The sequence below is a fragment of the Achromobacter colocynthidis genome, assembly GCF_057334535.1.
The window spans coordinates 391,658-417,940 of record NZ_JBHFIZ010000038.1; the positions used below are offsets into that span (position 1 = coordinate 391,658).

Annotated in this window: 22 protein-coding genes; 6 read left to right on the forward strand and 16 right to left on the reverse strand. The window is 66.1% G+C overall.

From position 1 onward, the window contains the following. Positions 1–25 precede the first annotated feature (25 nt). Complete coding sequence (locus tag ACE04A_RS25945) at positions 26–688, forward strand: glutathione S-transferase family protein (RefSeq protein ID WP_438859609.1); 663 nt, start codon at positions 26–28, stop codon at positions 686–688. 36 nt (positions 689–724) lie between these two features. On the opposite strand, the gene ACE04A_RS25950 is transcribed toward ACE04A_RS25945, so the two are convergent. From ACE04A_RS25950 to ACE04A_RS25960, 3 genes are read right to left on the reverse strand one after another with little or no spacing between them, the layout of a single operon-like run. Then, positions 725–1,852: a deoxyguanosinetriphosphate triphosphohydrolase gene (locus ACE04A_RS25950; RefSeq protein ID WP_259251139.1), complete on the reverse strand. Its 1,128-nt coding sequence runs from the start codon at positions 1,850–1,852 to the stop codon at positions 725–727. A 24-nt stretch (positions 1,853–1,876) separates the two neighbouring features. Beyond that, complete coding sequence (gene aroB, locus ACE04A_RS25955; RefSeq protein WP_259251140.1) at positions 1,877–2,953, reverse strand: 3-dehydroquinate synthase; 1,077 nt, start codon at positions 2,951–2,953, stop codon at positions 1,877–1,879. Further along, the gene (locus ACE04A_RS25960) at positions 2,950–3,591 is read right to left on the reverse strand and encodes a shikimate kinase (protein WP_100853772.1); all 642 of its coding nucleotides are present in this window, start codon (positions 3,589–3,591) and stop codon (positions 2,950–2,952) included. Before ACE04A_RS25960 ends, aroB begins: the two co-directional genes overlap by 4 nt. A 114-nt stretch (positions 3,592–3,705) precedes the next feature. Here ACE04A_RS25960 and ACE04A_RS25965 point away from each other — a divergent pair, with 114 nt between their 5' ends. Next, positions 3,706–6,156, forward strand: a complete 2,451-nt coding sequence (locus ACE04A_RS25965) for a penicillin-binding protein 1A (RefSeq protein WP_259251141.1) — start codon at positions 3,706–3,708, stop codon at positions 6,154–6,156. 55 nt (positions 6,157–6,211) lie between these two features. Here ACE04A_RS25965 and cyaY read toward each other — a convergent pair whose 3' ends face one another. Beyond that, positions 6,212–6,541, reverse strand: coding sequence for an iron donor protein CyaY (cyaY, locus tag ACE04A_RS25970; RefSeq protein ID WP_100853770.1), 330 nt, complete (start codon positions 6,539–6,541; stop codon positions 6,212–6,214). A 55-nt stretch (positions 6,542–6,596) separates the two neighbouring features. Here cyaY and lptM point away from each other — a divergent pair, with 55 nt between their 5' ends. Further along, complete coding sequence (gene lptM, locus ACE04A_RS25975) at positions 6,597–6,749, forward strand: LPS translocon maturation chaperone LptM (protein ID WP_259251151.1); 153 nt, start codon at positions 6,597–6,599, stop codon at positions 6,747–6,749. Continuing rightward, entirely contained in the window at positions 6,746–8,038 is a 1,293-nt protein-coding gene (gene lysA / locus ACE04A_RS25980; protein WP_485820675.1) for a diaminopimelate decarboxylase, read from the forward strand. The genes lptM and lysA overlap by 4 nt, the downstream gene beginning before the upstream one ends. Positions 8,039–8,061: 23 nt before the next feature. On the opposite strand, the gene ACE04A_RS25985 is transcribed toward lysA, so the two are convergent. Genes ACE04A_RS25985 through tssJ form a run of 6 tightly spaced genes read right to left on the reverse strand, consistent with a single transcriptional unit; the run spans position 8,062 to position 17,224 of the window. Beyond that, a complete protein-coding gene (locus tag ACE04A_RS25985; protein ID WP_485820676.1) occupies positions 8,062–9,603 on the reverse strand; it encodes a serine/threonine-protein kinase in 1,542 nt (513 codons plus the stop codon). Between the two features lie 26 nt (positions 9,604–9,629). After that, positions 9,630–10,346 (reverse strand): type VI secretion system-associated protein TagF, encoded by a 717-nt coding sequence (gene tagF, locus ACE04A_RS25990; RefSeq protein ID WP_259251154.1) that lies wholly within the window; start codon positions 10,344–10,346, stop codon positions 9,630–9,632. 13 nt (positions 10,347–10,359) lie between these two features. Continuing rightward, entirely contained in the window at positions 10,360–13,986 is a 3,627-nt protein-coding gene (tssM, locus tag ACE04A_RS25995; protein ID WP_485820677.1) for a type VI secretion system membrane subunit TssM, read from the reverse strand. After that, positions 13,983–15,269: a DotU family type VI secretion system protein gene (locus ACE04A_RS26000; RefSeq protein ID WP_259251156.1), complete on the reverse strand. Its 1,287-nt coding sequence runs from the start codon at positions 15,267–15,269 to the stop codon at positions 13,983–13,985. The genes tssM and ACE04A_RS26000 overlap by 4 nt, the downstream gene beginning before the upstream one ends. Positions 15,270–15,283: 14 nt before the next feature. Further along, a complete protein-coding gene (gene tssK, locus ACE04A_RS26005; protein ID WP_448718239.1) occupies positions 15,284–16,618 on the reverse strand; it encodes a type VI secretion system baseplate subunit TssK in 1,335 nt (444 codons plus the stop codon). A gap of 36 nt (positions 16,619–16,654) precedes the next feature. Further along, positions 16,655–17,224 carry a type VI secretion system lipoprotein TssJ gene (gene tssJ / locus ACE04A_RS26010; RefSeq protein ID WP_438858618.1) on the reverse strand — a complete coding sequence of 190 codons (570 nt, stop codon included), beginning with the start codon at positions 17,222–17,224 and terminating at the stop codon, positions 16,655–16,657. Between the two features lie 119 nt (positions 17,225–17,343). On the opposite strand from tssJ, the gene ACE04A_RS26015 reads away from it, so the two are divergent. Further along, positions 17,344–17,715 (forward strand): TssQ family T6SS-associated lipoprotein, encoded by a 372-nt coding sequence (locus tag ACE04A_RS26015; protein ID WP_448718238.1) that lies wholly within the window; start codon positions 17,344–17,346, stop codon positions 17,713–17,715. Between the two features lie 27 nt (positions 17,716–17,742). Next, positions 17,743–18,519 carry an FHA domain-containing protein gene (locus ACE04A_RS26020; protein WP_438858617.1) on the forward strand — a complete coding sequence of 259 codons (777 nt, stop codon included), beginning with the start codon at positions 17,743–17,745 and terminating at the stop codon, positions 18,517–18,519. A 10-nt stretch (positions 18,520–18,529) separates the two neighbouring features. Here ACE04A_RS26020 and tssH read toward each other — a convergent pair whose 3' ends face one another. Genes tssH through ACE04A_RS26050 form a run of 6 tightly spaced genes read right to left on the reverse strand, consistent with a single transcriptional unit; the run spans position 18,530 to position 26,283 of the window. Further along, positions 18,530–21,148: a type VI secretion system ATPase TssH gene (tssH, locus tag ACE04A_RS26025; protein ID WP_448718236.1), complete on the reverse strand. Its 2,619-nt coding sequence runs from the start codon at positions 21,146–21,148 to the stop codon at positions 18,530–18,532. 15 nt (positions 21,149–21,163) lie between these two features. Then, entirely contained in the window at positions 21,164–22,270 is a 1,107-nt protein-coding gene (gene tssG / locus ACE04A_RS26030) for a type VI secretion system baseplate subunit TssG (protein WP_448718235.1), read from the reverse strand. 4 nt (positions 22,271–22,274) lie between these two features. Continuing rightward, positions 22,275–22,928 carry a DUF3540 domain-containing protein gene (locus ACE04A_RS26035; protein ID WP_448718234.1) on the reverse strand — a complete coding sequence of 218 codons (654 nt, stop codon included), beginning with the start codon at positions 22,926–22,928 and terminating at the stop codon, positions 22,275–22,277. A 30-nt stretch (positions 22,929–22,958) separates the two neighbouring features. After that, positions 22,959–24,905 (reverse strand): type VI secretion system baseplate subunit TssF, encoded by a 1,947-nt coding sequence (gene tssF / locus ACE04A_RS26040; protein WP_485820678.1) that lies wholly within the window; start codon positions 24,903–24,905, stop codon positions 22,959–22,961. Then, positions 24,905–25,465 (reverse strand): type VI secretion system baseplate subunit TssE, encoded by a 561-nt coding sequence (gene tssE / locus ACE04A_RS26045; protein WP_438858613.1) that lies wholly within the window; start codon positions 25,463–25,465, stop codon positions 24,905–24,907. Before tssE ends, tssF begins: the two co-directional genes overlap by 1 nt. Next, positions 25,465–26,283: a type VI secretion system accessory protein TagJ gene (locus ACE04A_RS26050; protein WP_485820679.1), complete on the reverse strand. Its 819-nt coding sequence runs from the start codon at positions 26,281–26,283 to the stop codon at positions 25,465–25,467. Before ACE04A_RS26050 ends, tssE begins: the two co-directional genes overlap by 1 nt.

Consider the following 26,283-nt stretch of genomic DNA (forward strand, 5'->3'; position numbering starts at 1 on the left):
TCAACACCCCGCAAGGAACCGCGCCATGTACACCCTGATCATCGGCAACAAGAATTACTCTTCGTGGTCCTTGCGGCCGTGGCTGGCGCTGCGTGCCACGGGCATCGCCTTCACCGAGCAAAAGCTCGGGTTCTTCACAGAAGAGTTTTCACGCAAGGTGGGTGCGGTGTCGCCCGCCGGGCTGGTGCCGGTCTTGCTGGACGGCGACTTCGCCGTGTGGGATTCGCTGGCCATTTGTGAATACGTGGCCGAGCAACACCCGGAAGCCGGCCTATGGCCGAAGGACGCCAAGGCCCGTGCCCGCGCGCGTTCACTGGTGGCGCAAATGCACAGCGGCTTTGGCGCCCTGCGTAATGCCCTGCCGATGAATATCGAAGCGCATCTACCGGGCATCAAACTGCCCGAGGCCGCGCAACAGGATATCTCGCGCCTGCAAGCCATCTGGCACGACACCCGTGCTGAATTCGGCCAGGGCGGCCCGTTCCTGTTCGGTGCATTCTCGATTGCCGACGCATTCTTTGCGCCGGTGGTGTCGCGCTTCACCACCTACGGCATCGCTGCAGCGGGCGCCGTGCGCGACTACATGGATGCGGTCCTGGCGCTGCCGGCCATGCAGGATTGGATGCGCGATGCGCGCGCTGAAGCCACGTTCGTGCCCGAAGACGAACCCTATCGAAAGCACCGCTAAGCGGGCAAGGCGCGCGGCCGGCCAACCCCGGCCGCGTCAGCCCATTTCGAACAGGCGCTTGTGTTCGCGAATGGCGTAGCGGTCGGTCATGCCGGCGATGTAATCGGCAATGGCGCGCGCCTGCTCGTTGAACGACGGACGCCGGTAGTCGGGCGGCAGCAAGCGCGGATCATCAAGAAACGCCGCGAACAGTTCACGCACGATGCGGCGCGCCTTGGCCGTCATGCGCAGCACCTGGTAGTGCCGATACAGGTTGTCGAACAAGAACTTCTTCAAGGCATCGGCCTCTCGTCGGATGTCGTCCGAGAACCCCGCCAGCGGCGGTGAGCGGCGCACGTCGTCCACGCTAGCCGGCGCCGCGTCGCGAATACGGGCCAGCGAGGTTTGCGTCAGGTCGACGATCAGCGTGTTGATCATGCGGCGGATGGTCTCCGCCACGGCACGGCGCGGCGCCAGGCCCGGATAGCGGTCCAGCACATAGGCGTGATGCCGTTCGAAGATCGACACGTCTTGCAGTTGCTCAAGCGTGATCAACCCGGAACGCAGGCCGTCGTCGATATCGTGGTTGTTGTAGGCAACTTCATCGGCAAGGTTGGCCAGTTGCGCTTCCAGCGACGGCTGCGTGCGGTTCAGGAAACGTTCGCCCACATCGCCCAACTGGCGCGCGTGCGCGGCCGAGCAATGCTTGAGGATGCCTTCGCGCGTTTCAAAGCAAAGGTTCAGGCCGTTGAAATCCGCGTAGCGCTCTTCAAGCTCGTCCACCACGCGCAGGCTTTGCAGGTTGTGCTCGAAACCGCCCGCCTCGGGCGCCAGTTCGCGCATGCAGGCGTTCAGTTCGTCCTGCCCCGCATGGCCGAAGGGCGTATGGCCCAGGTCGTGCGCCAGCGAGATGGCTTCGGTCAGGTCTTCCGACAGCTTCAGGCTGCGGGCCAGCGTGCGCGCAATCTGCGCCACTTCCAGGCTATGCGTCAGGCGGGTGCGAAAGAGATCGCCTTCATGGTTGACGAAGACCTGCGTCTTGTATTCCAGCCGGCGAAACGCGCCGGAATGCACGATGCGGTCGCGGTCGCGCTGAAACTCGGTCCGGTTCTCGGGCGGCGGCTCTGCCGTTTTCCGACCACGCGATTGAGACGGGTCGGATGCGTAAGAAGCCAGTTCATTCATCTGCAACACCGTCTCCAATCGCGGTTACTGGGTGGTTCGGGACAAGACGGCGCGCACCGCGTCGTCGGGGGCCGCGCGCATGAAGGCTTCGCCAATGCGCGGCATGAGCACGTAGCGGATGGACCCGCCTTCCGTTTTCTTGTCGACCTGCATCAGGTCCAGCCAGCGGTCGGCGCCCAGGTCGGGCGCCACAACGGGGCAGCCAATGGCGGCCACCAGCGCGCGCACGCGCTCGACATCGGCCCGGTCAAAGCCCGCCACGTCGGCAGACAATTCCGCCGCCTGCACCATGCCGCAACCGACGGCCTCGCCGTGCAGCCAGGCGCCATAGCCCAAGCCGGATTCAATGGCGTGGCCGAAGGTGTGGCCCAGGTTCAGGATGGCGCGCAAGCCGGACTCGCGCTCGTCCTTGCCCACCACCTGCGCCTTCAGCTCGCACGAACGGCGTATGGCATGGGCGACGGCCTGCGGGTCCAAGGCGCGCAATTTTTGCGCATTCTCTTCGCACCAGGTCCAGAAATCCGGGTCCAGGATCAAGCCGTACTTGATGACTTCGGCCAGCCCCGCCGACACTTCCCGCGCGGGCAGGGTGTTCAGCACATCGGTGTCGATCTCGACTGCCACCGGCTGGTAGAACGCGCCAATCATGTTCTTGCCCAGCGGATGGTTGACGGCGGTCTTGCCGCCCACCGACGAATCCACCTGCGCCAGCAGGGTGGTGGGCACCTGCAGAAAGCGCACGCCGCGCATGTAGACGGCGGCGGCAAAGCCCGTCATGTCGCCGATGACGCCGCCGCCCAAGGCCACCAGGACGCAACGGCGGTCCAGGCGGTGGGTTAGCAAGGCGTCGAAGATCAGGTTCAGCGACTGCCAGTCTTTGTAGGCTTCGCCGTCCGGCAGTTCAATGCGCAACACCCGCTTGCCGGTGCGCGCCAGCGCCGCCTCGGCGCGTTCGCCGTAGAGCGCCGCCACGGTGGGGTTGGTCACGACCGCAATCGCGGTGGCGTCGGCGGGAATGCATTGGTCCAGGGCATCGATGCGGCCGGGGCCGATATGGATCGGATAGCTTCCGCCCGGGGTGTCGACGTCAACAACGTTCATATGCGCTTCTCAAAGGCTTGTAATTGCGGCAGCAGCGCCTTGACCAGGGTGTGGATGGGCGTCGCGCCCGTCTCCACGACCAGGTCGGCGACTTCTTTATAGAGGGGTTCCCGCAAGGTCATCAGGTCCCGCAGGGTGCCGCGGGGGTCCGCCGTGGCCAGCAAAGGCCGATTGCGGTCGCGGCAGGTCCGGCGGAACAATTCGTCCACGCTGGCCCTTAAATAGATGACAATTCCGCGCTCGTGCAGCCGTTGGCGATTTTCGGCCGCCAGGATCGCGCCGCCGCCGGTGGCAAGAATTATGTTGCGCCGTTGGGTACACTCCTCCAAGGCGGCGGACTCTCGGCGACGAAAACCGGCTTCGCCCTCGATTTCGAAGATAACCGGCACCCGAACGCCGCAACGCGCCTCGAGCTCATGATCCAGATCCATAAACTCGCGCCCCAACGCACGCGCCAGACTACGGCCTATGGTGGTCTTGCCCGCGCCCATCATCCCGACCAGGAAGACGGGCAGATCGTGCGGCAACGGCACAGCCTTGCCTGTGCATTCGACGGCGCACGGCACGTTTTCAGGCGCCTCGCCAGTGGGCGCTGGGTCCGGGTCAGCTTCCGGACATGAGTGAGCGGAAAAGTTCATGTCGGCATTATCACATCTGCCGCCAGTTGCCCGCGCACCACACAGAACAATCTTGTTACAGAAACCGGTCCCTCTCGCTGAGATGGGGCCGGAGTTACCCGTAAAATCGCCGCGATGAGCAAGCCCCAGAATTCCTCCAAGAAAGACAAGCCCGCCAAGAGCGGCTCCCCGATCCTGCGATTTTTCGTAAAAACCGGCATCTTCTGTGTCGGCCTGTTCCTGTGCGGCGTATTGCTGGCCGGAATGGCGCTGGCGCTGGCTTGGCCCAACCTGCCAAACCTGAATGCCATGACGGACTACCGCCCCCGGGTGCCGCTGCGCGTCTACACGGCGGACCGCGTCCTGATCGGTGAGTTCGGCGAAGAACGCCGCAACGTGCTGCGCTTCAATGAAATTCCCGACGTCATGAAGTCGGCGGTGCTGGCGGCCGAGGATGACCGCTTCTACCAGCACGGCGGGATCGACTGGATGGGCGTGGTGCGGGCGGGCCTGACCAACGTGATCAACATGTCGAAGACGCAGGGCGCCAGCACGATCACGATGCAGGTGGCGCGTAACTTCTACCTGTCGTCGGAAAAGACCTATTCGCGCAAGTTCTACGAACTGCTGCTGACGTTCAAGATTGAATCCGAGCTCACCAAGGACCAGATCCTTGAGCTCTACATGAACCAGATCTACCTGGGCCACCGCGCCTACGGCTTCGCGGCCGCGTCGCGCGCCTACTTCGGCAAGCCGCTGTCGGAAGTCACGCCGGCCGAAGCCGCCATGCTGGCCGGCATTCCGAAGGCGCCCTCGCGCTTCAACCCGATTTCGAACCGCCCCCGTGCCGAACTGCGCCAGCGCTACGTGCTGGGCCGCATGCTTTCGCTGGGCTACCTGACCGAACCCGAATACAAGCAGGCGATGGCACAGCCCATCGTCATGAAATCGGCGGAAGGCACGCCGGCAGGCGGTTATGCCATCCACGGCGAATACGTGGCCGAACTCGCGCGCCAACTGCTCTACAACGTCTACCAAGACAACGTCTACTCGCGCGGCATCAACATCTACACCACGGTGCAGTCCAAGGACCAGGAAGCGGCCTATCGCGCCGTGCGGGAAGGCGTGCTGGAATACACCCGCCGCGCGCCCTACCCCGGCCCCGAAGAACAACTGGACCTGCCGCCGGGCACCGAAAGCAACCCGGCCGCGCTGGATGAATTCCTGGACGGCGTGTTCGACAAATTCAGCGACAGCGGCGACCTGCTCACCGCCCTGGTGCTGTCGGCCAGCCCCACCGAAGTGAAGCTGGCGCGCAGCTCGCGCGAAATCATCACCATCACGGACAAAAAAGTGTTGGCCGTCGTGGCGCGCGCGCTGAACGACAAGGCCAAGCCCGACCAGCGCATCAAGCGCGGGTCGGTGGTCTACATCCGCAAGTTCGGCGACCACTGGGAAATCATCAACCTGCCGTCAGTGCAGGCAGCGTTCGTGGCCCTGACCCCGCAAGACGGCGCCATCCGCGCCATGGTGGGCGGCTTCGATTTTTATCGCGGCAACTTCAACCGCGTGACGCAAGCCTGGCGCCAGCCGGGTTCGAACATCAAGCCGTTCATCTACGCCGCCTCGCTTGAGCGCGGCCTGACCCCGGCCACGCAGATTTCCGACCAACCGTTTGAACTGACCGCGGCGCAAACCGGCTCCAAGGCCTGGAATCCCAAGAACTACGGGAACCAGTACGAGCCCATGCTGACCTTGCGCCAAGGCCTGTACAAGTCGAAGAACATGGTGTCGATCCGCATCCTGCAGGCCATCGGCCCGCAGTACGCGCAAGACTATCTGACCCGTTTCGGCTTCGACAAGGCGCGCCAGCCGCCCGTGCTGCCGCTGGCGCTTGGCGCGGGTTCCGTGACGCCGCTGCAACTGGCGGGCGCGTTCTCGGTGTTCGCCAACGGCGGTTACCGCGTCACGCCCTACCTGATCGACCGCGTCACCGACAGCAGCGGCAAGGTCATCATGCAGTCCCGGCCCGTTGTGGCCGGCGACGCGGCGGCCCGCGCCATCGACCCGCGCACCGCCTGGGTCATGGACGACATCCTGCGCGGCGTGGCCACTTACGGCACCGCGGCCCGCGCGCGGGCGCTGCTCAAGCGCAACGACATCGCCGGCAAGACGGGCACGACCAACGAGTCCGTGGACGCCTGGTTCTCGGGCTACACCCCGAACCTGGTGGCAACGTCGTGGCTGGGCTTTGACCAGCCCAAGTCGCTGGGCTCGCGTGAAACGGGCGGCGGCGTCGCCATGCCGATCTGGGTCGATTACATGCAGGACGTCTTGAAGGGCGTGCCGGAAGAAAAGCCGCGCCCCCGCCCCGACGGCCTGATCGTGGAAAACGGCGAGTTCTACTTCTCGGAATTCCCCCCTGGCCAAGCCGTCGCCCGCCTGGGGCTGGCCGAGGCCGATACGCTGGGTGAATTCCTGAACGGTCTGGGCAGCGGCAGCAGCAACCCGGACACGCAGATCAAGGTTGCACCGGGCGTGGGCACGCAAAACACCGCGCCCTGGTCACAGAAGATCCCGTTCTGACGAAAAAAGGGCGGCCTGAATAGGCCGGCCTTTTTACTTGCCGAGTACGCCAGCCTTATAGTTTCAGCGTGACGGGCACGCCGGCCGCGGCCGAGCAGATCTGGGACAAGGCGTCGGGCAGTTGCGGGCCGCCCCGGGTGTCGTGCCAGTGTTGACCGTCGTAGCGGTAGTGGAAGCCGCCGCTGCGCGCGGCCACCCAGAGCTCCTGCATGGCGGCCTGGCTATTTACGACGACATGGGTGTTATCTTCGAAAACCATGGTCAGGACATTGCCGCTGCGGCTGGTTTCCACATCGACGTCGAGCGAAGCCGCCCAGTCATCGGCCTGGCTTTCGATGCTGTCCAGCACCTGGTCGATCAACGCAAGAAATTCGGTTTCGGTCATAATCGAGCCTGCAAGAATTACGGAGTTCCCAGTGTTCCAATTGGCATTCAGCCGCATGGCTCTTCGCATTGTAGCCACGCTTGTGGCCTCCGGCATGGTGGCGGCTTGCGGGTACAAGGGGCCTTTATATATGCCGACGCCTGACGGCAAGCCGCCGTCGAGTTCGCAGCCCGCGCCGCAAATTCCCCCAGCGCCCTCGATTCCATGACGTCAGCCTATCCCTTGCCGCCCGAGCTGGCCGGCCATCCTTATTTCCAGTACCGCAACAACGTACTGTACGCCGAGGATGTGCCGCTGGACCATCTGGCGCATGGGCTAGGCACCCCGCTGTACGTCTATTCCCGCGCGGCCCTCAAAGCCGCCTGGGAAACCTACCATAGCGCCATCGGGCAACGTCCCGTGCTGGTCTGCTACGGCATGAAGGCCAATTCCAATCTGGCGGTACTGAAGGAATTCGTGCGGCTGGGCGCGGGCTTTGACATCGTGTCCGGCGGCGAGCTCAAGCGCGCGCGGGCGGTGGGCGCCGACCCGTCCAAGATCGTATTTTCCGGGGTGGGCAAGCAAGCCTGGGAAATGCGCGACGCGCTGGCGGCCAAGGTGAAGTGCTTCAACGTGGAGTCCGAAGCGGAACTTCACCGTCTGTCCGACGTTGCCGAAGCGCTTGGCGTGCGCGCCCCGGTGTCGCTGCGCGTGAACCCCGATGTGGACGCGCAGACGCACCCCTACATCTCCACCGGCCTGAAAGAAAACAAGTTTGGCATTGCCATCGAGTCGGCGCTGGACGCCTATCGCGTCGCGCGGTCCTTGCCGGGCCTGGATATCGTGGGCGTCGATTGTCATATCGGCTCGCAACTGACCGACATCAGTCCCTATTTCGATGCGCTGGAAAAGTTGCTGGACCTGATCGACGCCTTGGATCAGGACGGGATCCGCATCGCCCATCTGGACTTGGGCGGCGGCCTGGGCATCCGCTATACGGATGAAACACCCCCGTCACCCAAGGCGCTGCTGGACCGCGTGTTTGAACGCCTGAACGCGCGCGGACAGGGGCATCTGCACCTGGTGCTGGAGCCGGGCCGTTCGCTCGTCGGCAACGCAGGCGTGCTGCTGACCACCGTGCAATATCTGAAGCACGCCGAGGCCCGCAACTTCGCCATTGTCGACGCCGCCATGAACGACCTGCTGCGCCCCGCGCTCTACGAGGCCTACCACGGCGTGCAGGCGCTGCGCCCGCGCGCGGGCGATCAAGTGGAATACGACATCGTGGGCCCGGTGTGCGAAAGCGCCGACTGGCTGGCCAGGCAGCGCAAGCTGGCGATCAAGCCAGGCGATGTGCTGGCGGTGGAATCCGCGGGCGCCTACAGCATGGCGATGGCCAGCAACTACAACACACGCGCCCGCGCCGCTGAAGTCATGGTGGATGGCGACCACTATCACGTGGTGCGCCAGCGCGAGACGCTGGACGATCTGCTCAAGGGCGAGTCCACGCTGCCCTGAGCCGGCGTCCGCCGTTCACCCCTTCACTTGAACTCGTGCGAGATCGAGGCGGGCTTGCCCGCCGCAACGGTCAATGTCATGCGGTGCTCGCCCGCCGACGCGTTGCGCACCGTCACCTGGTAGCGGCCCGGCGTCAGAGACAACTCGCGCAAGGGCGGGCTAACGCCGCGTGACCGGCCATTGATCAGCACTTCCCCCCACGGACGCACCGCCACGCGCACTGCTACAGGCGCTGCCTTGGGCGGTGCTTTGGGTGCTGCATCAGGTGGGGTTTCGGACGCTGTGGTGGGCGCTGCGGTCGTGGCGGGCGTCGGCGCGTTGTTGGAAGCCTCGGCAGCGGCAGCGGGCGCCGACGCGGGTGCGCCGCCACCGGTGTCGGAGTCAACGCGAGACGGCTCCGGGGCAGACGACGGCTGAGACGCAGACTCGGGTGCCGACTGAAGGTCGGTCGGCGGTGTGGGCTGAGGTGCGGGCTGAAGTTCAGGCCGAGCATCAGGCTCAGGTGTGGGCTCAGGTGTGGGCTGACGTTCTGGCTGGGCTTCGGATGGCGTTTGCCCGGCGGGCGCGGCTTCAGGAAGCTGCGGCGCCGGGATCGGTGCGGGAGTAGGCGCTGATGCTTGCGGCGTACCAGCCAGTTGGACAGGGGCAGGCGTCATCTGCATCCAGACAACCCCGACTGCGGCCAGCAGCAACAAGCACGCCAATACCCATGGCAAGACGCGCGTGCGGCGGCGAGGCGGATATTCCGGTGGCGTCTGCGCCACCGGGTCGGCCTCGGCAAGCAGCGGCTCCTCATCAACAGGCATGGCTATCGTCGGCGGGACGACAGGCAAGACCGTTGGCTCCCGCAGGGGCAACGCCCCCATCGCTGCCGCGAACGCCGCCACCGTCTGCGGCCGTGCGTGCGCCGGCATCGCCAAACCGCTGTCCACCGCGTCGCAAAACGCCTTGTCGTATTCGTTCGCGCCCCATTCCTCCAGGGGCAGACAATCATCGCGCACGCGACGCGCCAGCGCGCTGGGCGGCGCGCTGCCCGTTGCCAGGAAGTACGCCAGCGCCGCCAACCCGTACACGTCCGTCCACGGGCCACAGGGATACGCCGGATCATCCGTGTATTGCTCGAACGCCGCAAAGCCGGCATGACGAGGCGCGTCCTCGGCATCCGGCGCAGGCTGCACCGGCGGCGTGGCCAGCATGGCCTGGCCCGATGCGTCGAGGCCGACGCTGTTCAGGGCGCACCGGTCTGCGGCGACCCCGTCTGAGGCGACCCCGTCTGAGGCGACCCCGTCTAAGGCGACCCCGTCTATCGCGACCCGGTCTGAGGCGCCCCCGTCTAAGGCGACCCCATCAAACCCGACCGCGGCCGGATGAATACCGCCATGCACCCGGCCTTGCGCATGCAGCGGCGCCAGCGACGCGGCCAGCCTGGCAACAATGCGCGTGATCTCGTGCTGGCGCTTGCGGCCCGGCGGCAAGCGGATCAGATCCTCCAATCGCGGGTCGACAGGCAGGACGGGAATACCGGCCCCGCCCGAGTCGGGCGGCATGATGGAAGCGGGTGTCATGCGCGGTCCTCCGGGGTCTATCGGGCTCATGGCCGCCACGTCGGCAGCGACGAGAACAGTCTGGCGAACAAGGTGGCGTTCAGCGCGCCGCCATGCACGTAGGTTTGCAACGCCGCGCCGTCCGCCTGGTTGGTCCACCAATAGCTGGTGTGCGAACTGGGGTTGAAGCAGAACGGCAGGTCGGGCCACGCATTCAAGGCGCGGCGCGCCAAGGGCGCCGATTCCTGCTCAAGCCCCGCGCGCAAGATGTCCATGATGTCGTTGCCCGCGCGCGGCGCGACCGGGCTTGGCGAGGCGGCAGGCATGCGTACCTGCTGAAGGCTGCGGTCAAACTGCTCCGGCGCGCAGCCATGGCGCACGGCCGCCAGCATGCTGGCGCCCACTTGACGGTAGTAGTCGCTGGCGCCGTCCAGCATGCTGCTGTGATATTGCGCGGGCGGCAGCGCCACGACCACGCACAAGGGATAGCCACGCCCCACGCGATCGCGGCTTGGCGTGATGCAGCCCAGCTGCGCCACGCCAGCGCCGGGCCCTGCCGGAATGGCGAAATTCCAGATTGGTGCCGACGCAAAGCTGCGCGCCGCCGTGGCGTCCGGCGCCTGCTTCAGCGCCACCAGCCCGAACTGCAACCAGTGGTCCCACCACGCGATCAGTTCCCGCGGCAGCCGCCGGTGCACGAAGTCCCCGGCGGCCGGGATCTTGCCGTACCAGCCTACCTGCCCGCTCTCCACTCCTAGGTCCATGTCGATGTCCTGGTCACGACGCGCCGGGGCAGGCAAAAGCCTGCATCTCGGCTAGATGAAAAGGGCTTTTGACGCTGCTGGCGGTGATCTCCAGCACCACCTTGCGCCCACCCAGATCGAAGGTGGCCAAGGTGATCTCCGGCGACGCGCCACGCCGCAACTGCGCGCGGTCCAGCATGCGGTTCAGCGCCCAGGGGCCCGAGGGCGTCATGCCTGCCGCGCCGACTTGCGGCGTCAACTCGATCCGCACCTGGTTGCTGCCCCGAGGCCCCGGCCATTGCACCGTGGTCGCCACCTGCGGGCCATGCGCGTAACGCACCGACTGGCCGTCCACGTCCATCACGAACTGCGTGATGCCCGCGTCCATCTCCACCGGCCGGATGGCCACGCGATACGACGGCAGCGGGTTACCCGCCATGAAATACACATCGCGGATGACGCCCGCGCGCTGGAACGCATCCAGCGTGGCCGAGCTGCCACCTTGCCGACCATCGACACCGGGCTTGAAGCGCCAGCGCGACCCGGACACGTCGATCTGCGTCGCCAGGTTCTTCTGAAAGAAGTCGTCCATCAAGCCGTTGGGCGCGAACAGCCGCGCCATGTCGTTGGGGGCCACGTCGCGCGTCGAGCGGCTGGAAAACGGATAGCGCCCCGCCACCGACTGGCCGCAGAACACGCCGATGGTGGCGGACACCGTCTCGCCCATGCGTGCGCGCGCCACATCGGACACTTCGCCTGACGCATTCACCGACAACGCATTGAGCACATCGCGCAAGGGTCCTGGCAGGCGTCCGGCTTCCGCGCGCAGCTTGGTCACCGAATCCGAACTGGGGGTTGGGCTGCCGCTACGCAAAGCCGCATCCGCCGCCGTCAGATAGGTGTAGAGCTCATTGATCAGGCCCGTGGTGGCGGCGATGGGTGGCGCGGCGCCCCCGGCTCCGCCTTCGCCCTGCGCCAGCCGGCGATACGGCTCGAAGTACTGATCCACGATGCGTTCCAGCTTGTCATCCGACGCATCCGCGCGCGCGGCGGCGCCCGGCCCCGTCGGTCCGAACATCTGCTCCAAGGCTTCACGCGTGCTGCTGACACGGTCGCGCGCCTGATCCACCAGCGATCGATCATCCTTGGCCGAGTCGCGCAGCAAGGATGTTTCGCGCGCGACACCGCGCACCAGTTGCACCAGCGGTGATTCCGGCGCGGAAAGCGTGCGCGCCATCTGGATGTTCTGCAGCAAGGACTTGCTGGGCGCCAACTGCAAGTCATTCAGATAGGCGTCCCACTGCGCCACATAATCATTCATGTACAGGCGCTTGATGCCCGCCACCAGTTGGCGTTGCGCGGCCTGGTCCAGCACGCCCGGCGCGGGAATGTTCAAGATCCACGCATCGTCCGACCGCAGCACCTCGGCCACGCTGGACACGCGCTTGTTGAACACATCCCAATAGCCGCGATAGCTATACAGCGGCGGAATGCCCTGGCTTAACGGCTTGCCGCTCTTGCGCACGAACACGGCGCTGGCCTGCGCGCCGCCCAACGTCACCACCGTGTTTTCAGGAGCGATATCGGTATTGGCTAGCGTCCGGCGCAAGCGGCTGTAGGCGCGTTGCGCCAGCGTGTAGCGCGCCAGTTTCTCGCGCGCCTGCGCCACCAGCGCCTCGTCCTTCGGGAAAGGCGAGGCCAGCACGTGACCCTGCGTCAGGTTGCGCAAGTGCAGCGACAACTGCTCGTACTGGCGGCGCGTGTAGCCGTCCGGCAACGTCGATTGCATGTCCGACAGCAGCCACGCATGCATGAACTCCGCGTCGTAGCGGTCGGCCTCGTACAGCATCAGATACGCGCGCAACGCTTCGTAGGAATACTCCAGATCGCTGGCCGACGCATCTCGCAGCGCGGCCTCGATGCGCCGCGCCACTTGCGGCAACAGCACCTGATCCAGCGTGTTGTCGTACACCCCCTGCGCAGCGGCTTGCAGCTTGAAACCCTGATACAGCCCGAAGCGGTAGGCAAGCGGCGGCTGGTCGATTTCAAAGCTCTCGTGGCGCGGCAGGTACCAAAGGCTGTCCAGGAACGGCATCAGCCCCAGCACGTCGCCCGTGCGCGTGATCTTGATGTCGCGCGTCAGCTTTTCCACCGCCGGTACGCGGCGCGCCACTTCCTCCACATACCCCGAGTTGTTGCGGTAGCTCAGCGCCCAGCCTGCAATCAACGCCACGAACATCGCCGTGACGACGCCGTAGCCCGCCCAGTGCAGTTGTCGATAACGACGTTCCCAACGCAGGTTACGGCCCGCCAGGCCCGCTTCGCGGAAGATGACATCGCGCAGCAGGTTCTTCAGGAAGTAGCTGCGGCCCTCGCCTTCTCCCGGCACGCTGGACGCAGGCGCGGCCGCGCCATCGATGCGCAGATAGCGCTTCAGATGCCCGGTTACCTGATCGAAGGTCTCTCCGCCCTGCGTGCCGCTGGTGAAGTACACGCCCCGCGGGATAACGCGCGCTTCGAACTTCGACGTGGCAAACACATCGCTCAGGAAATGGCCCAGGATGTTCTGCAACCCGGCGAACTGCTGCGGCAGCATATAGGCCAGCGCGCGCCGCGACGGGTCTTCCTCGGCGGCCACCACTTCCGGCAGCGCGTCGTCCAGCCGCCGTTGCAGCAGCGCGTACTCGGCATGAAAGGCCGCGTATAGATCGAAATCGGGCTCCTGCGTGCGCGCATAGGGCAAGGTGAAGCCCCACACCTGCGCCAGCTCGTCGCGGCTGAACGACGCGAAATACTCTTCGAAGCCGGACAGCAGATCCGTCTTCGTCACCAGCACGTACACCGGAAACGCGATGCCCAGTTGCTCGCGCAGTTCCTGCAAGCGACGCCGCAACACCGCCGCATGCTGCGCCCTTTGCGCGTCGGACGCCGACAGCAGGTCTTCAACACTGACCGTCAACATGGCCCCGTTGATCGGCTGCCGGCCCCGGTACTTCGTCAGCAGGCGCAGAAAGCCGCGCCACTCTTCCTCGTCCCCCGTGGGGTCGCTTTCATGCGTGGTGTAGCGCCCCGCCGTATCCAGCAGCACGGCGTCGTCGGTGAACCACCAATCGCAATTACGCGTGCCGCCCACGCCGCGCAGGGCCACCTTGCCGTAGCGCTCGGCCAAGGGGAAGTTCAAGCCCGAATTCACCAGGGCCGTGGTCTTGCCAGCCCCCGGCGCGCCGATGATCACGTACCAGGGCAGTTGGTACAGGTACTGTTTCGAGAACCGATCCAGCGGACGGCGCTTGCCGCGATTTTCGAAGCGCGTCTTGCGCAGCAGTTCAACGGCTTCATCAAAGCGCGCTTCCAACTGACGGATCTCGTCGTTCTCGGCAGCCTCCTCCACCGCTTTCTCGGCGCGCGGCCGGGGACGCAACTGGCCCAACAATTGCGCGTTCAAGCGCCCTTCGCGCCACTTGCGCCACAACCACCGCAGCAGCCAGATCGCGAACATCGCCACGATCACGATGATGCGAACCACCTGGCTTTCCAGCGGCCGTACAGTCCCCACTGCAATCAGCGGCCCCGCAATCCAGATCAGCAGCGCCAGCGCCACCAGCCCCAGGAAATTCCATACGCGCCGGCTGAAGAACCATCCGAACAATCGATAGATCATTCTTGGCCTCCTTGTGCGCCACCCTCATGCGGGGCGGGCGGCACCAGCACCGTGATTTCCACGCGGCGGTTCAGCGCGCGGCCTGCCGCCGTGTCGTTAGGCGCAACCGGGTCGGCGTCTCCGCGCCCTTCGGCCCGCACGCGCGCCGACTGTCCCAGGCGTTGTTCCAGCATGTCCTTGACGGCGTCGGCGCGGGCTTGCGACAGATGCCAGTTGGACGGAAAACGCGCGCTGCGCATCGGTATGTTGTCGGTGTAGCCGCGCACAAGAATGTTGCCCTGCGTCTCGCGCAGCGCGTCCGCCACGCGCGACAGCACCGGCAAGTACTGATCACGAACCGAACTCGCGCCGGACTCGAACACGCCGTCTCCGCGCAGCACCACCACGCTGCGGTCGACTTCGTCGCGCACGCTGACCAACTGGTCGCGGATCTCGGGGGCCAGGAACACCGCCAGGCGCGGCGTGGGCGCGGGCCGCTTCACCGCCACCGGCGCAATCTGGACCACGGGCGGCTTAAGCTGGCTGATGGATGCAAACACCCCGTCCGACTGGCTACCCAGCCGCCAGCCCAGCCCCCAGTACAAGGCCAGCGCCAGCACGGCGGCCAGCGCACCAAAGACCCACAGCGGCACCGGCAAGCGGCGCAACGGCGTCTGCGCGGGCTCGTCGCGCCAATGCGGCGACAAGGCCAGCGCGTACTCGCCGCGCGCACCACGCAGAATCCGCAACAAACGCTGGCGCAGCGTTTCCAGTTGCGAACGGCCGTTGTCCATCACGCGGTAGCGGCCTTCAAAGCCCAGCAGCAGGCAGTAGTACAGCAGCTCCAGCAAGTCCAGATGTTGCGCCGGGTTCTGCGACAGCTTGGCCAGCAGTTGGAAGAATTTTTCACCGCCCCAGGTCTCGTTATGGAAGGTCACCAGCAGGCTATGCGCCGACCACACGCCGCCCCCGCCCCACGGCGTCAGCGCCGCGGCTTCGTCCAGCGCCGTGCACAGGCAATAGCGCGCGCCCAGAATGGTTTCGTTCGATATGCCCGCCTGCTGCGCGCGCAGCTCAAACTGGCGCACCTCGTCCAGCAAGTGCTCGCGCAGCATCGCGGGCGACGGATGCGCCGCCGTTGCGCGGATCTGTGGAATCAGGTCCAACAAGGGGTTGGCCGCCGCCACCAGCGGGTTGGTGCCGCTGATGACGTAGTCGTGGGGCCGCAACCGGCTGGAAGCCTGGCCAGGGCTGTCGCCCAAGCCACCGGGCGGTGCGGACAGGGTGTGATCCGATGCATGCATAGCTGTCTCCGCGTTCAATCCCGCAACGCCCAGAACTCCATCGTCAGCCCGGGAAAGTCGCCGGCCAGATGCAGCGCAAGCGCGCCGGTGCGCTCCAACTGCTTCCAGAAGTCGCCGCTTTTATCCAGTTCGAAATACACGTGCCCCGCGCTGTAAGGAATCTGGCGCGGCGCCACCGGCAACGCGCGCACCGCCACGCCGGGTAGCTGCAAGTGCACCAGATCGCGAATACGTTCAACCGGGCCGATCTTGACCTGCGCGGGAAAGCGCGCGCGCACGGTATCGGTACCCATGTCCGCGTGCACCGCCAGCACGAAGCCGGCGGTTTGCAGCAGTTCGGGGTCCGTGATCTGCGCCACCCGCACGCCCTGGCCCCGGTCTTGCAGCGGGATCTGCAACGCGCGCTGCTCCAGCACCGCCGACAGCGAACGGCGCAGCTCGTGCATCAGCGGTGCGAAGGTCCCTTGAAGATCGTCGTGCGCGTACTCGGGCAATATTTCCGGACGCCGTGTGGTGGACGTGAACGTGGACAAATCGCACGCCAGCATCAGCCAGTCGTGGAACAGGCGTTCGGGGTGCAGCGCGGCGCTCTGGCGCGCATGCCACAGCGCGCCCACGTAACGGTTGACGGTTTCCAGCAGCATGAAGTCGGACACCTCGGATACGCCGCCGCGCCCCGGCTGCGACAAACGCTCGGCCAGCGCCTCGCTGCGCGCACCCAGCAGGCCGTAGAGCTCGTTGACCCACCCACGCAGCACCGTGTGCTCCCCCGCCGCCAGCCACGGCGACACGTAGCCGTCGTCCAGCACCACGCGGTTGTCCTGACGACGTTCCACCACGCGCGCCACGCCCAGGCCCAGCCAGTCGTCGGTCAATTCGTCTTCCAGCATCAGACGCAGCCGCAGACGGCCCAGTTGCAGCAGGGCGGGTTCCAGCCCCATCGAGCCGGTGTCTTCCACCTCGGCCTCGTGCACCAGATAGCGCGCCAAGGTGTCCTCTTCGCCTTCGTAGATCACGTCGGTTGCACCGGGACGTGCACGCGGAATCGCCAGCATGACGCGCGTATCGCGTGCCTGCGGCGGCACCTCCAGCGCGGCGGGCGCGGCGGCGGGGTCAGAAAAGTCGAACGGCGTGCCGTCGGGCATGACGCCCGTGGCTTCAGTCAGCACCAGCTTGCCGATCGCCAGAGCATCTCGGTCCAAGGACAGATGGGAAAATCCCCAGAAGAACCCTTGCGCCGCCGCGCGCTGCCGCGTCGCCGCGTGCAGCACATGCCGCTCAAGCTGCTGGAAATGCTGGGGTCGCAGGAACATACCCTCCGACCAAATCACTTTGTCTCTGCTCACCATGCTCAGGTTCTCTTGTTCTCGTTTGATTTTCTGCTGCTAGAAGGGCCACCACGAACGGCTGCGGTCCACTTCTTCCAGGCCGGCGCGCGTCACCGCGACTTTCACCGTCTCCTCATTCGGCGAAAACTGCCAGACCTTGTAGATATTCGTGTTCTGCGGTTCGGGTAGCTGCACCAGCAGGCGCCACTTGCTTTGCTCAAGGTCCCGATATGCCGCCACCACCCCCACCACGCGCGCGTCGGGGTTGCCGGGGTAATGCAGCACCTTGGTATCACCCGGCCGCAAGATCACCTGCTCGGTGTTCAGCAGCTCGGTGCCCAACGCCGCACGCGCATCGGCCTGCAAGGTGAAGAAGTCGCTGGCTTCGAAGGTGCTGGCCGATTTCAATTCATAGATGGTCACCTGCACCGGCGAAGGCCTGCCGCTGGCGTTGGCGTTTACCTTCGGGTCGGCACGCAGTTCGATGGCGTAAGGCGCCGGCACGCGCTTGGCGGTGGACGAGCATCCAACGAGCAGCCCGCCCACGGCCAGGCAAGCAGCAATGCGCCGCCAACGCCCCTGGCCCCCCCTTCCCGCCAAGCTTGTCCGGTGAAAAAAAGCGTTCATAGGCCCTCGGAAATAAAACCCACACGTCTGTTACGCCACGACGCAACCCCTGGGCGCAGGGCCGCTATCATCGGCGGAATATCCAAGCCAATTTCGTCGTGAATCGACACGCCCGTGCCATGAAACAGCCCGTCCGTCTCAGTCTGATTGCCATTTTTGCGGTGCTTGCGGCCTGTAGTTCCTCGCCGTCGCCGCAAGCCGCCGATGCCTTGCAAGAGGTTCGCGACGAATACGCCGCCAGCCGCTTTGGCGACGTGGCGCGTACCGTGGCCACGTCCGATGCCCTGGCCTCCGCGCCCACGTCCATTCGGGTCGAGGCGCTGAAGCTCCAAGCCTTCAGCTACTGCGTCATCGGCTACCACCAGCTTTGCGAAGACAGCTTCACCCGCATCCTGCAATTGCAGCCCTCGTTCGAACTTGCTCCCAATGAAGCGGGGCATCCCCAATGGGGCCCGGTCTTCAAGTCGGCCAAGGCAGCCCAGGCCCGTTGATGCGCCGCCGGCGCCCAGGAGATAGGCATGAAGCTCACCGTGTTTCAACATGCCGGCGATCCGGCCTTCGAACCCATGCATGCCGAGTTCACGGCACCCGGTGGCACGGTGGGACGCAGCCCCGAGAATCATCTTTCCCTGCCCGATGCCACGCACGAGATTTGCCGCGTGCAGGCGGCCATCCGCATCCATGACGCGGGCGCCACGGGCTTCCTGATGAACCTGAGCAGCATGAGCGCGGTGAGCGTCAACGGGCAGCCTGTCGCGCGCGATCAGGAAGTGCCGTTGAACCCGGGCGACGAACTGGAAATCGGCGCCTACCGCTTGCGGGCGGAAGCCGCCACCGCAGCCGTCATGGCCGCGGCCGATCCCGAACCCGTGGCCGCCACGGCTACCGAGGACATCTTTAGCGACCTGATCGGCCCCGGCACCTTGCCGGTGGGCAGCGCACCCGACGTGTCCACCCACCCCTTCGACCTGGATTCCGCCGCCGCGCGCAACCCTGTTGACCCCCTGCGCCATCTGCCACGCGGCGACGCCACGGTGTCGCGACCAGTCACCGATCCGCTGGCCCTGTTCGACGCGCCCGGTGACGGCTCGCCCAGTGTCTTCACCGACGGCACGCCGTCCACCCTGCCCGCCCACGACCCGCTGGCTGAACATCGGACCCACCCCGTGGACGACGCCTTGCGCGGGCCGCGCGAGGCCACCGACGGCCGCGCCGCCTCCGATCACCTGCGCGAGATCGGTGGCTTCCTGCGCCCCGCGCCCGTGAAGAAAGCGCCCGACGACAAGGGCCGCTAGCACGACACGCTTAGGTGTAGTCATAGCGAAACTCCCCGTCAGCAGCGGATAGGCGCACACCTTGCAGCTTGCGGTCCTGCATGGACGCGCCCAGCAGTTCGCGGCTGATCTGCGGCAGCACCGTGTTGGTAAGGATGGCGTCCACCATGCGCGCCCCAGACTCCACTTCCGTGCAGCGCGCCACGACCAGCGCCGTCGCATCCTCCGCCACGTCCAGCGCCACGCCATGGTGCTCTTGCAGGCGGCGGCGCACGCGATCGAACTGCAAGTCCACGATGCGCGCCAGCATGTCGTCCGACAGCGGCAGGTAAGGCACGGCCACCAGTCGACCGAGCAGCGCCGCCGGGAACGCCTGCAACAAGGGTTCACGCAATGCCGCCGCCAAGCCTTCGGCGTCCGGCATCAGCGCCGGGTCGCGGCACAGCGCGGCGATGCGCTCCGTGCCCACGTTGGACGTCAGGATGATGACGGCGTTGCGGAAATCGATGTAGCGCCCTTCGCCGTCTTCCATCCAGCCCTTGTCGAAGACCTGGAAGAAAATCTCATGAACGTCGGGATGCGCCTTCTCGACTTCGTCCAGCAGCACGACGCAATAGGGCCGCCTGCGCACGGCCTCGGTCAACACGCCGCCTTCGCCGTAGCCCACGTACCCCGGCGGCGCGCCCTTGAGCGTGGAGACGGTGTGCGACTCCTGGAACTCGCTCATGTTGATGGTGATCAGGTTCTGTTCACCGCCATACAGCGCTTCGGCCAGGGCAAGCGCGGTTTCGGTCTTGCCCACGCCGCTGGGGCCGCACAACAGGAACACGCCCACCGGCTTGCCCGGATCGGTGAGCCGGGCGCGCGATGTCTGGATGCGGCGCGCCACCGCCTCCAGCGCATCACGCTGGCCGATCACGCGCTTTTCCAGCGTGTCCGCCAGGGCCAGCACGGCGTGTGCCTCATCGCGCACCATGCGGCCCACGGGGATGCCGGTCCAGTCGGCCACCACGGCCGCCACCGCCGCCGCGTCCACAGCGGTATGTATCATCGGCGCCTCGCCCTGGCCGCTGACCAAGGCGTGCGCGGCGCTGGCCAAGGCCTGCCGTGTGCTTGCGTGTTCGGAAGCCGGCGCCGTCGGCGCGTTCAAAGTCTCGCGTAGCGAGAACACCTTTGCCGCCAACTCGCGTTCCGTCTCCCAGCCAGACGCCAACGTCGCTTCCGCCAGCACCGCTTCGGCCAGTTCCGCCTCCAGGCGTTCAACGCGCTGCGCGTCGCCCGCGCCAAGATGGACTTCGTGCCGCGCAATGCGCAGCGCAGTCTCCAGCGCCTGAATGCGACGGCGCGCATCCTCCAGCGCGGGCGGAACGGCGTGCTGGCTGATCGCCACGCGCGCGCAGGCCGTATCCAGCAATGCCACCGCCTTGTCGGGCAATTGCCGCGCAGGGATGTAGCGGTGCGACAAGCTCACCGCCGCCGTGATCGCCTCGTCCAGCAGCAGCACGCCGTGATGCGCCTGCAAGGTCTCGGCCAGGCCGCGCAACATGTTGAACGCGCGCGCTTCGTCCGGCTCGTGCACTTGCACCACCTGGAATCGGCGGCTTAACGCGGGGTCCTTTTCGATATGCTTCTTGTATTCCGACCAAGTAGTTGCGCCAATGGTGCGAAGCTGACCACGCGCCAACGCGGGCTTGAGCAGGTTGGCGGCGTCCCCCGTGCCGGCCGCGCCGCCCGCGCCCACCAGCGTGTGGATCTCGTCGATGAACAGCACGATGGGGCGCACGCTTGCCTGGACCTCATCGATCACGCTGCGCAAGCGTTGTTCGAATTCGCCCTTCACGCCCGCCCCCGCTTGCAACAGGCCGATGTCCAGCAGATACAGCGACACATCGCGCAAGGGCGGCGGCACATCGCCCGCGGCCAGTCGCAAGGCCAGGCCTTCCACCACGGCGGTCTTGCCCACGCCCGCCTCTCCGGCCAGCAGAGGGTTGTTCTGCCGGCGGCGCATCAGCACGTCGACAATCTGGCGGATCTCTTCATCGCGACCAGACACGGGGTCGATCTCGCCCGCGCGGGCCTTGGCGGTCAGGTCAACCGCAAAGCGCTCCAACGCGGCCAGGTCCTTACCCTGCGTCGGCGCATCGTCGCCAACCACGTCCGTGGCGGTGGCGGCTTCCGGTGAACCTTGCACCATCGCATCCATCTGCTCAAGCAGCTTGTCCGGCACGATGCGCGAGAACTGGGGCGACATGCCCAGCAGCACGTGACGCAGCGCGTAGGTCCTGACCAGACCGGCCAGCAGATGGCCGCTGCGGATGCGCGCCGCGCCATAACGCAAGGATCCCAGCACCCACGCGCGCTCAACGGCGTGATCGATATGTTCCGACAGATCGGACACCGAACCGGCGCCGGCCGGCAGGCGGTCCATCTCGGCCGTCAGGTCGGCTTGCAATTGCCCCAGGTCCAGCTCGAACGCGCGTGCGATGCGATGCAGGTCGCTGTCTTGGGCATGCAGAATTTGATGCACCCAATGCACCAGCTCCACGTAGGGGTTGCCGCGCAGTTTGCAGAATGCGGTCGCGCCCTCCAGTGCCTGGTAGAGCAGCGGATTGAGCTTTCCGAAGAGTTCGATACGACCGATATCCGACATGGCTTCATGGCGCGCTCAAGCGCGTGGTGTCCTGGAGGGTTGAGCCGGCGAGCGGCCACGTGCCGGGGTTTGTTCCCTGCGTTCATAGTCCAGCAGCAAGTCGTCGGCATCGCCCTGCGCGGGCCGGCGCTTGCCCAGCCACGCCGACAGCCCCAACGGCCGGGGCGCGCCAAGGCGCACGCCGCCTGCATCTTGCGCACGCAACACCGGGCGCACGTCCCAGGCCAGCTCCACACCGATGTAATGCCTGACCCAATGCGTCAGTTGTTGCGCGCGCGGGCCGCCCGGCAGGAAGCTCTTGTAATCGTCCAAGGCCAGCGGGCCGATCTCGATGCGAAACTTGTGCTGCGCATCCCGCACCGCCACGCCCAGCACCGTGTCGCGCCCCAAACCCACCGCGCTGCCAAGGCCAAGCCGCTGCTCGGGCTCAAGGCGTATCCATTGCGGCACGAATTCGCGGATGCGCACCGGCAAGCCGAAGAACGTTTGCAGGATGTGCTTGAGGCCTTCCGGGTTGCGGGTCTGGCGCACCAGATGCCCCGCCATGAAGTACTTGGCATGGTCCAGCACGGCATCGCGCCGCTGCATGGATGGCTCGCCCATGTGCAGCAGGCTGGCCACATAGCGCGTGAAGCGCGCATCCTTGCGGTCCAGGCTGACCGTACTTTGCGCGTCGGCCCAGGCGCGGTAGAACAGCAGGATGAGCCGGTGATGAAACACATCGGCAAAGGCGGCCAGCGTGCGGTCGCCGTAATGCGCCATGCGTTCGTGGGCATGTTCCGTCAGATGCAGCGGCAAGGGGCCGTTCGGGCCGAACAGGCCGAAGCCGTAGATCGACACCTCTGCGGGCCGGTCGCCCTTCGCCGCCTGCACCCGCGCCACGGTGGACGGCGCGAACGCCATCGACGGCTCTTGCCGCAACCGCACGGGCTCATAACGCGCCACCGTGTCGCGCCCCAGCGGCTTGCGCGCGCCACAATGCGCGTCGATCCAGCGCAAGGCATGGAACAGGTCGTGCGCGTAGGGCTCGCGTTCCAACGCGCGCCACCACTGCGCCTGCGCCTCGTTCGGGGCAGCGGCGCTGGGGGAAACCTGATCGGCGACGGGTTGCGTGACGTCCACCGCGTCACCCCATGTGTATCTGCTTGGCGTCCACCTTGACCAGGTCGGAACCCGTCACAAGCGTGTACGACGCATGCAGCCGCGCGCTTTGGTCGGCCTGAAAATCAATGGAGCCCGCGCGCAACTGGTCTACCTCGCTGACGCTGCGCATCGACAGGCGCGCCATGAGCGTCATGCGGTCCAGCACGGCTTCGTAGTTCCGGCCCACCAGCCGCGTCTCGCCGATGGTGGCGTGCAACTGTTCGGCAACCATGCGCACACGCTTGCAGGCATGGCGTTCGTCGGCAGCTTCCACCGAGTATTCGGACGTACGGACGCGCACGGCATCCTGGCCCTGCAACGTCAGGTCGCCCGCGCTTTCTAACCGCACGCCGCCCGTTGACCGCAGCACCAAGTCCCCCTGCGTTTCCAGCACGGTTTGGAAGGGCTCGGCCTGCACCGTGACCGCGATGAGATACACGCGCGATGGGTCCGGCCCGCTGATCAGCACCTCGTCACCGGGTTTCGGCGCCAGCAGGCAACTCGCGGCGCGCTGCGCAATCCACGTGCGGCCATCGCACGCGATGGCGTAGCGGCCGTCGGGTTCAATATGCAGCACTTGGCCCAGCAGATGCACGGGGTCATACGCGATACGGTTCAGGCTAACTGCGGATTTCATCATGCGCTCCGGTTCGTGAGGGGCGCCGGCCTAGACTGCGGGCCGGCGTCCCATGCGGGGCTTGAAGCGGGCAAGCTCGCCGCGCTGCAGGGTCGACAAGACCAGCTCCGACATCATGTTGATCGAGACATGGCGCGCGAAAAACTGTTCAAGCACGGCGCCAAACAAATACGGACTGATGCCGGAAAAGGCTCCCTCGTCCACTTCCAGCGCGATGCGCACGCCGCGTCCATGCACGATGGGCCCCGGCACCGGCAAGCGGTGATACACGGGCTTGGCGCTGACGTGCCGCAGGCCGGAAATATGCTTGCGCACCACCGGGTCGGCCAGGTTGCCGTAGACGTGCAGCATCTCGCGCAGCGTTTGCGCGCCCTGCTCCGTGTCCAGGTCCGTCAGGCTCAGGTAGTTCAGGCCCAGGTGGCTGATCAAATGCCAGGTGGCGGCGTTCTCGGCCAGCGCCGCGCAGGGGCGTGTGGGGCCGTGCAGCACCTTCACCGCGCGCACGGGCGCCGACACCCGCAGCGTCATGTCCGTGTCCGTCCCCAAGGGCAACAACATCGCCATGTCCCGATTGGTACAGAGCGTTTCCAGCGAAACATGGCGCAATTGGCCAGAGAACGGCGCTTCGTTCCGGTCCACCAGCGACAGGAACACTTCGCTGCCGGTGTAGCCGGTGCGCGTGCCGTTGCGCTGGGCGGTGTCCGAGATCAGCCGGGGCTCGCGGCGCACGGAGAAATACGCGCCGTAGTCATCCGGGTCGCTGCCCAGGGATCCATAACACGGCCGGAACTCCTGCTCTTGTTGCTGCGCAGAGGCGTGACCCGTCACGCGCGTGACGCCGAACACTTCGTAGTCCAAGGGGCGGCTGCGATCGACCACCACGTGATACTCGGACGTGCGCGGCGTGATCGCCACGCGGTCCGCGCGCTTGGGGAACAGGTTGATCACCGGCGCGCAGTGCAGCGCCAGGTTGTCGGCCGATACTGCCCCTTCCAGTTCCGGCGCGGCCACCGAGAACAGGAAGGTCAGATCGAATGCGCGAGTGTCACGCGGCGTGCCTTGCGATGGCGATTGCGCCGCGCCGGGAGAGCCCGCGCTCGAGCCCGCCCTCGCCCCCGTCTTCAAGCCCGCTTTCAGCCCATTCACACTGAAGAACAGATAACGCTGCGCAAAGGCGAAATACTCCTGCAGCAGCCGATAGCCCTGGAACACGCGCGCATCGCCCGGCAACAGCGCCTGGTCATCCGCGAACCCTTCGTGGCGCACGGCGGTAGCCGGCAACTTGTTGATCCACGCCACCGGTCGCGCCGTGTCGTGACCCAGCACCGCCACCGTGTGCCCCATCAACACTTCCAGCAAGCGCTGCATCTGCAGATCTTGCCCGTTCAGATGGAACACCAGTTGATCAAGATCCAGGTCTTCCAGGCGCTGGCCGCCGCCGATTTCGATGCGGATGCGCAGCGCGCTCAGCACGCGTCCGGCCCGGCCCGCCAGGCCCAGGCGCGCCAGCGGCAGGTCCTGCGGCGCGGCGGTGAAGTCGGCCTGGGTGACTTGCAGGGGCCACAGGCGCACGGCGTGCCCGGTCGTGAATTCGCAAGGCGTCTGCTCGTCACGCGGCACGCGGCCACGCAGCAGCGTGCCGCGCGGCAGTTCAAAGCCGCCCGCCAGCGTGCCCTCGTTCATGCTGGGCGAAAACTGCACGATCGCCATCGATGGCGTGGGCGCCAGGTAGTTGGGATACACCACTTCCAGCAAGCGCTGCGAGAAGCGCGGAAACTCCGCGTCCATCTTCATCTGGATGCGCGCGGTCAGAAAGCTGAAGCCTTCCAGCAGACGTTCAACATACGGGTCCGCCACTTCCGTCGCGTTCATGCCCAAACGGCCCGCCACCTTGGGGTGTGCCTGCGCGAACTCCGCTCCCAGCTCGCGCAGATACACGAGCTCGCGGTTGTAGTAGTCCAGCAAACGGGCGTCCATCAGAGGCCGCCCAGATCGCGCAGATCCATGTGTCCGCTTTCCAGATCGATGTCCGTGCGGAACAGGAACTCAAGCGGATGCGGCACGCACCACAGCATGCCCCGGATCTCTAGGCTCAACACGTTGTGGTGTTCCAGCGTGCCCGTGTCCGTCACGCAGCGCACCTCGACCGAGGAATCCAGAATGCGCGGTTCAAACGCAGAGATCGCATTGCGGATGGAGTCTTCCACGTCGATCCAGTCGATCTCCGACATGCGCTTTCCGGCCATCGCGCGCACACCGAAGTTAAGCGTCGATGTGGCGACAGGACGATGCGCTGACAGGTCCTGCGACGTTTGCAAGTTGACCGTGTTCAGCAGCCAGCGCAAATCTCGCAACACGGCCGCGCGCAACTGCTCATGCGTGAGCATCGCGCTGTCGCGCGGCTCTTGGCGACGTGCCGGCTCGTTGTCCATCAAGCGATCCAGCAGCGACGGCTGAAGACGGTCCCGCGCCGCGCGCGGGGTGCGCGGCGTGCGAGCAAGGGGTTCCCAACTGGCGGTATCGTCGGCGTGGCCCATCACGCAAACTCCAGGCTACGAAGGTCGAGCAGCGCGAATTCGCCCGCGTCGGTCAGCCACATCTTCTGACCCACGCCCGCATAGGTGTCGGCATACAGCGGCCGCCATTCGGTGACCCGCCCTAGCTTGACGGGGTCAGGCAGGTCAATCATGCGAGCACCCGGCGCGGGCGGATAGCGCGCCGGCACCAGGCCTTGCAACGACCGGCCGCCAACCAGTTCGATCTCGGCGCGCGCCCACACCAGGTCGCACAGGCCTTCCGGCGCCAGCAGGCGCACCCGCTTGAGCGCCGCGAAGGGCAGCCACACGTAGCGCCCCGCGCCCAGGAACTCGAAGACGGGTCCCAGGCGGCTGTCACCGTCACAGATCCACTGAAACGGCAGCGGCGCGTCCTGCATGACCCCTTGCACCCGGCCCGCGCCCGCCGTTGCGTCCTGCAAGGCCTGGGCACGCAGATCGGCGGCCTGGGCCTTGGGCCCGCGCTCATCCTGGCTCAATGCCGACATCAGAGCCTGCATCCAGGCATCGGGCTCGTTCAGCAAGACCGGCTCGCCCTGACCCGCCAGCACGGCTTCGCGCTCGCGCTCTGCCGCGATGGCGCTGGCGTACAGCGCCACCATCGGCCGCGCCTGCGCACTCAGCGCGCCACACACGCTCAGTTGTTCAGCGGCGCGCGCCCAATCCCCCTGCACCACCAGCAGCTGGAACAGTTGCGCGCGCAAGTCCGCGGCGGCCGGCCGGCGGCGAATCTGCGCCTGCACCTCGTCCAACTGGCCAGACAGGCTGATCGCGCCGAAAGGAACGGCAACTATAGACAT

Coding starts and splice junctions, on each gene's coding strand:
- tssM (WP_485820677.1), bottom strand. CDS start 13,986: ATGATCTATCGATTGTTCGGATGGTTCTTCAGCCGGCGCGTATGGAAT.
- ACE04A_RS26020 (WP_438858617.1), top strand. CDS start 17,743: ATGAAGCTCACCGTGTTTCAACATGCCGGCGATCCGGCCTTCGAACCC.
- ACE04A_RS25945 (WP_438859609.1), top strand. CDS start 26: ATGTACACCCTGATCATCGGCAACAAGAATTACTCTTCGTGGTCCTTG.
- ACE04A_RS26035 (WP_448718234.1), bottom strand. CDS start 22,928: ATGAAATCCGCAGTTAGCCTGAACCGTATCGCGTATGACCCCGTGCAT.
- tssK (WP_448718239.1), bottom strand. CDS start 16,618: ATGGTGAGCAGAGACAAAGTGATTTGGTCGGAGGGTATGTTCCTGCGA.
- lysA (WP_485820675.1), top strand. CDS start 6,746: ATGACGTCAGCCTATCCCTTGCCGCCCGAGCTGGCCGGCCATCCTTAT.
- ACE04A_RS25950 (WP_259251139.1), bottom strand. CDS start 1,852: ATGAATGAACTGGCTTCTTACGCATCCGACCCGTCTCAATCGCGTGGT.
- tssE (WP_438858613.1), bottom strand. CDS start 25,465: ATGGGCCACGCCGACGATACCGCCAGTTGGGAACCCCTTGCTCGCACG.
- ACE04A_RS26015 (WP_448718238.1), top strand. CDS start 17,344: ATGAAACAGCCCGTCCGTCTCAGTCTGATTGCCATTTTTGCGGTGCTT.
- cyaY (WP_100853770.1), bottom strand. CDS start 6,541: ATGACCGAAACCGAATTTCTTGCGTTGATCGACCAGGTGCTGGACAGC.
- ACE04A_RS25960 (WP_100853772.1), bottom strand. CDS start 3,591: ATGAACTTTTCCGCTCACTCATGTCCGGAAGCTGACCCGGACCCAGCG.
- tssF (WP_485820678.1), bottom strand. CDS start 24,905: ATGGACGCCCGTTTGCTGGACTACTACAACCGCGAGCTCGTGTATCTG.
- ACE04A_RS25965 (WP_259251141.1), top strand. CDS start 3,706: ATGAGCAAGCCCCAGAATTCCTCCAAGAAAGACAAGCCCGCCAAGAGC.
- ACE04A_RS25985 (WP_485820676.1), bottom strand. CDS start 9,603: ATGACACCCGCTTCCATCATGCCGCCCGACTCGGGCGGGGCCGGTATT.
- ACE04A_RS26050 (WP_485820679.1), bottom strand. CDS start 26,283: ATGTCTATAGTTGCCGTTCCTTTCGGCGCGATCAGCCTGTCTGGCCAG.
- ACE04A_RS26000 (WP_259251156.1), bottom strand. CDS start 15,269: ATGCATGCATCGGATCACACCCTGTCCGCACCGCCCGGTGGCTTGGGC.
- aroB (WP_259251140.1), bottom strand. CDS start 2,953: ATGAACGTTGTTGACGTCGACACCCCGGGCGGAAGCTATCCGATCCAT.
- lptM (WP_259251151.1), top strand. CDS start 6,597: ATGGCTCTTCGCATTGTAGCCACGCTTGTGGCCTCCGGCATGGTGGCG.
- tssJ (WP_438858618.1), bottom strand. CDS start 17,224: ATGAACGCTTTTTTTCACCGGACAAGCTTGGCGGGAAGGGGGGGCCAG.
- tagF (WP_259251154.1), bottom strand. CDS start 10,346: ATGGACCTAGGAGTGGAGAGCGGGCAGGTAGGCTGGTACGGCAAGATC.
- tssH (WP_448718236.1), bottom strand. CDS start 21,148: ATGTCGGATATCGGTCGTATCGAACTCTTCGGAAAGCTCAATCCGCTG.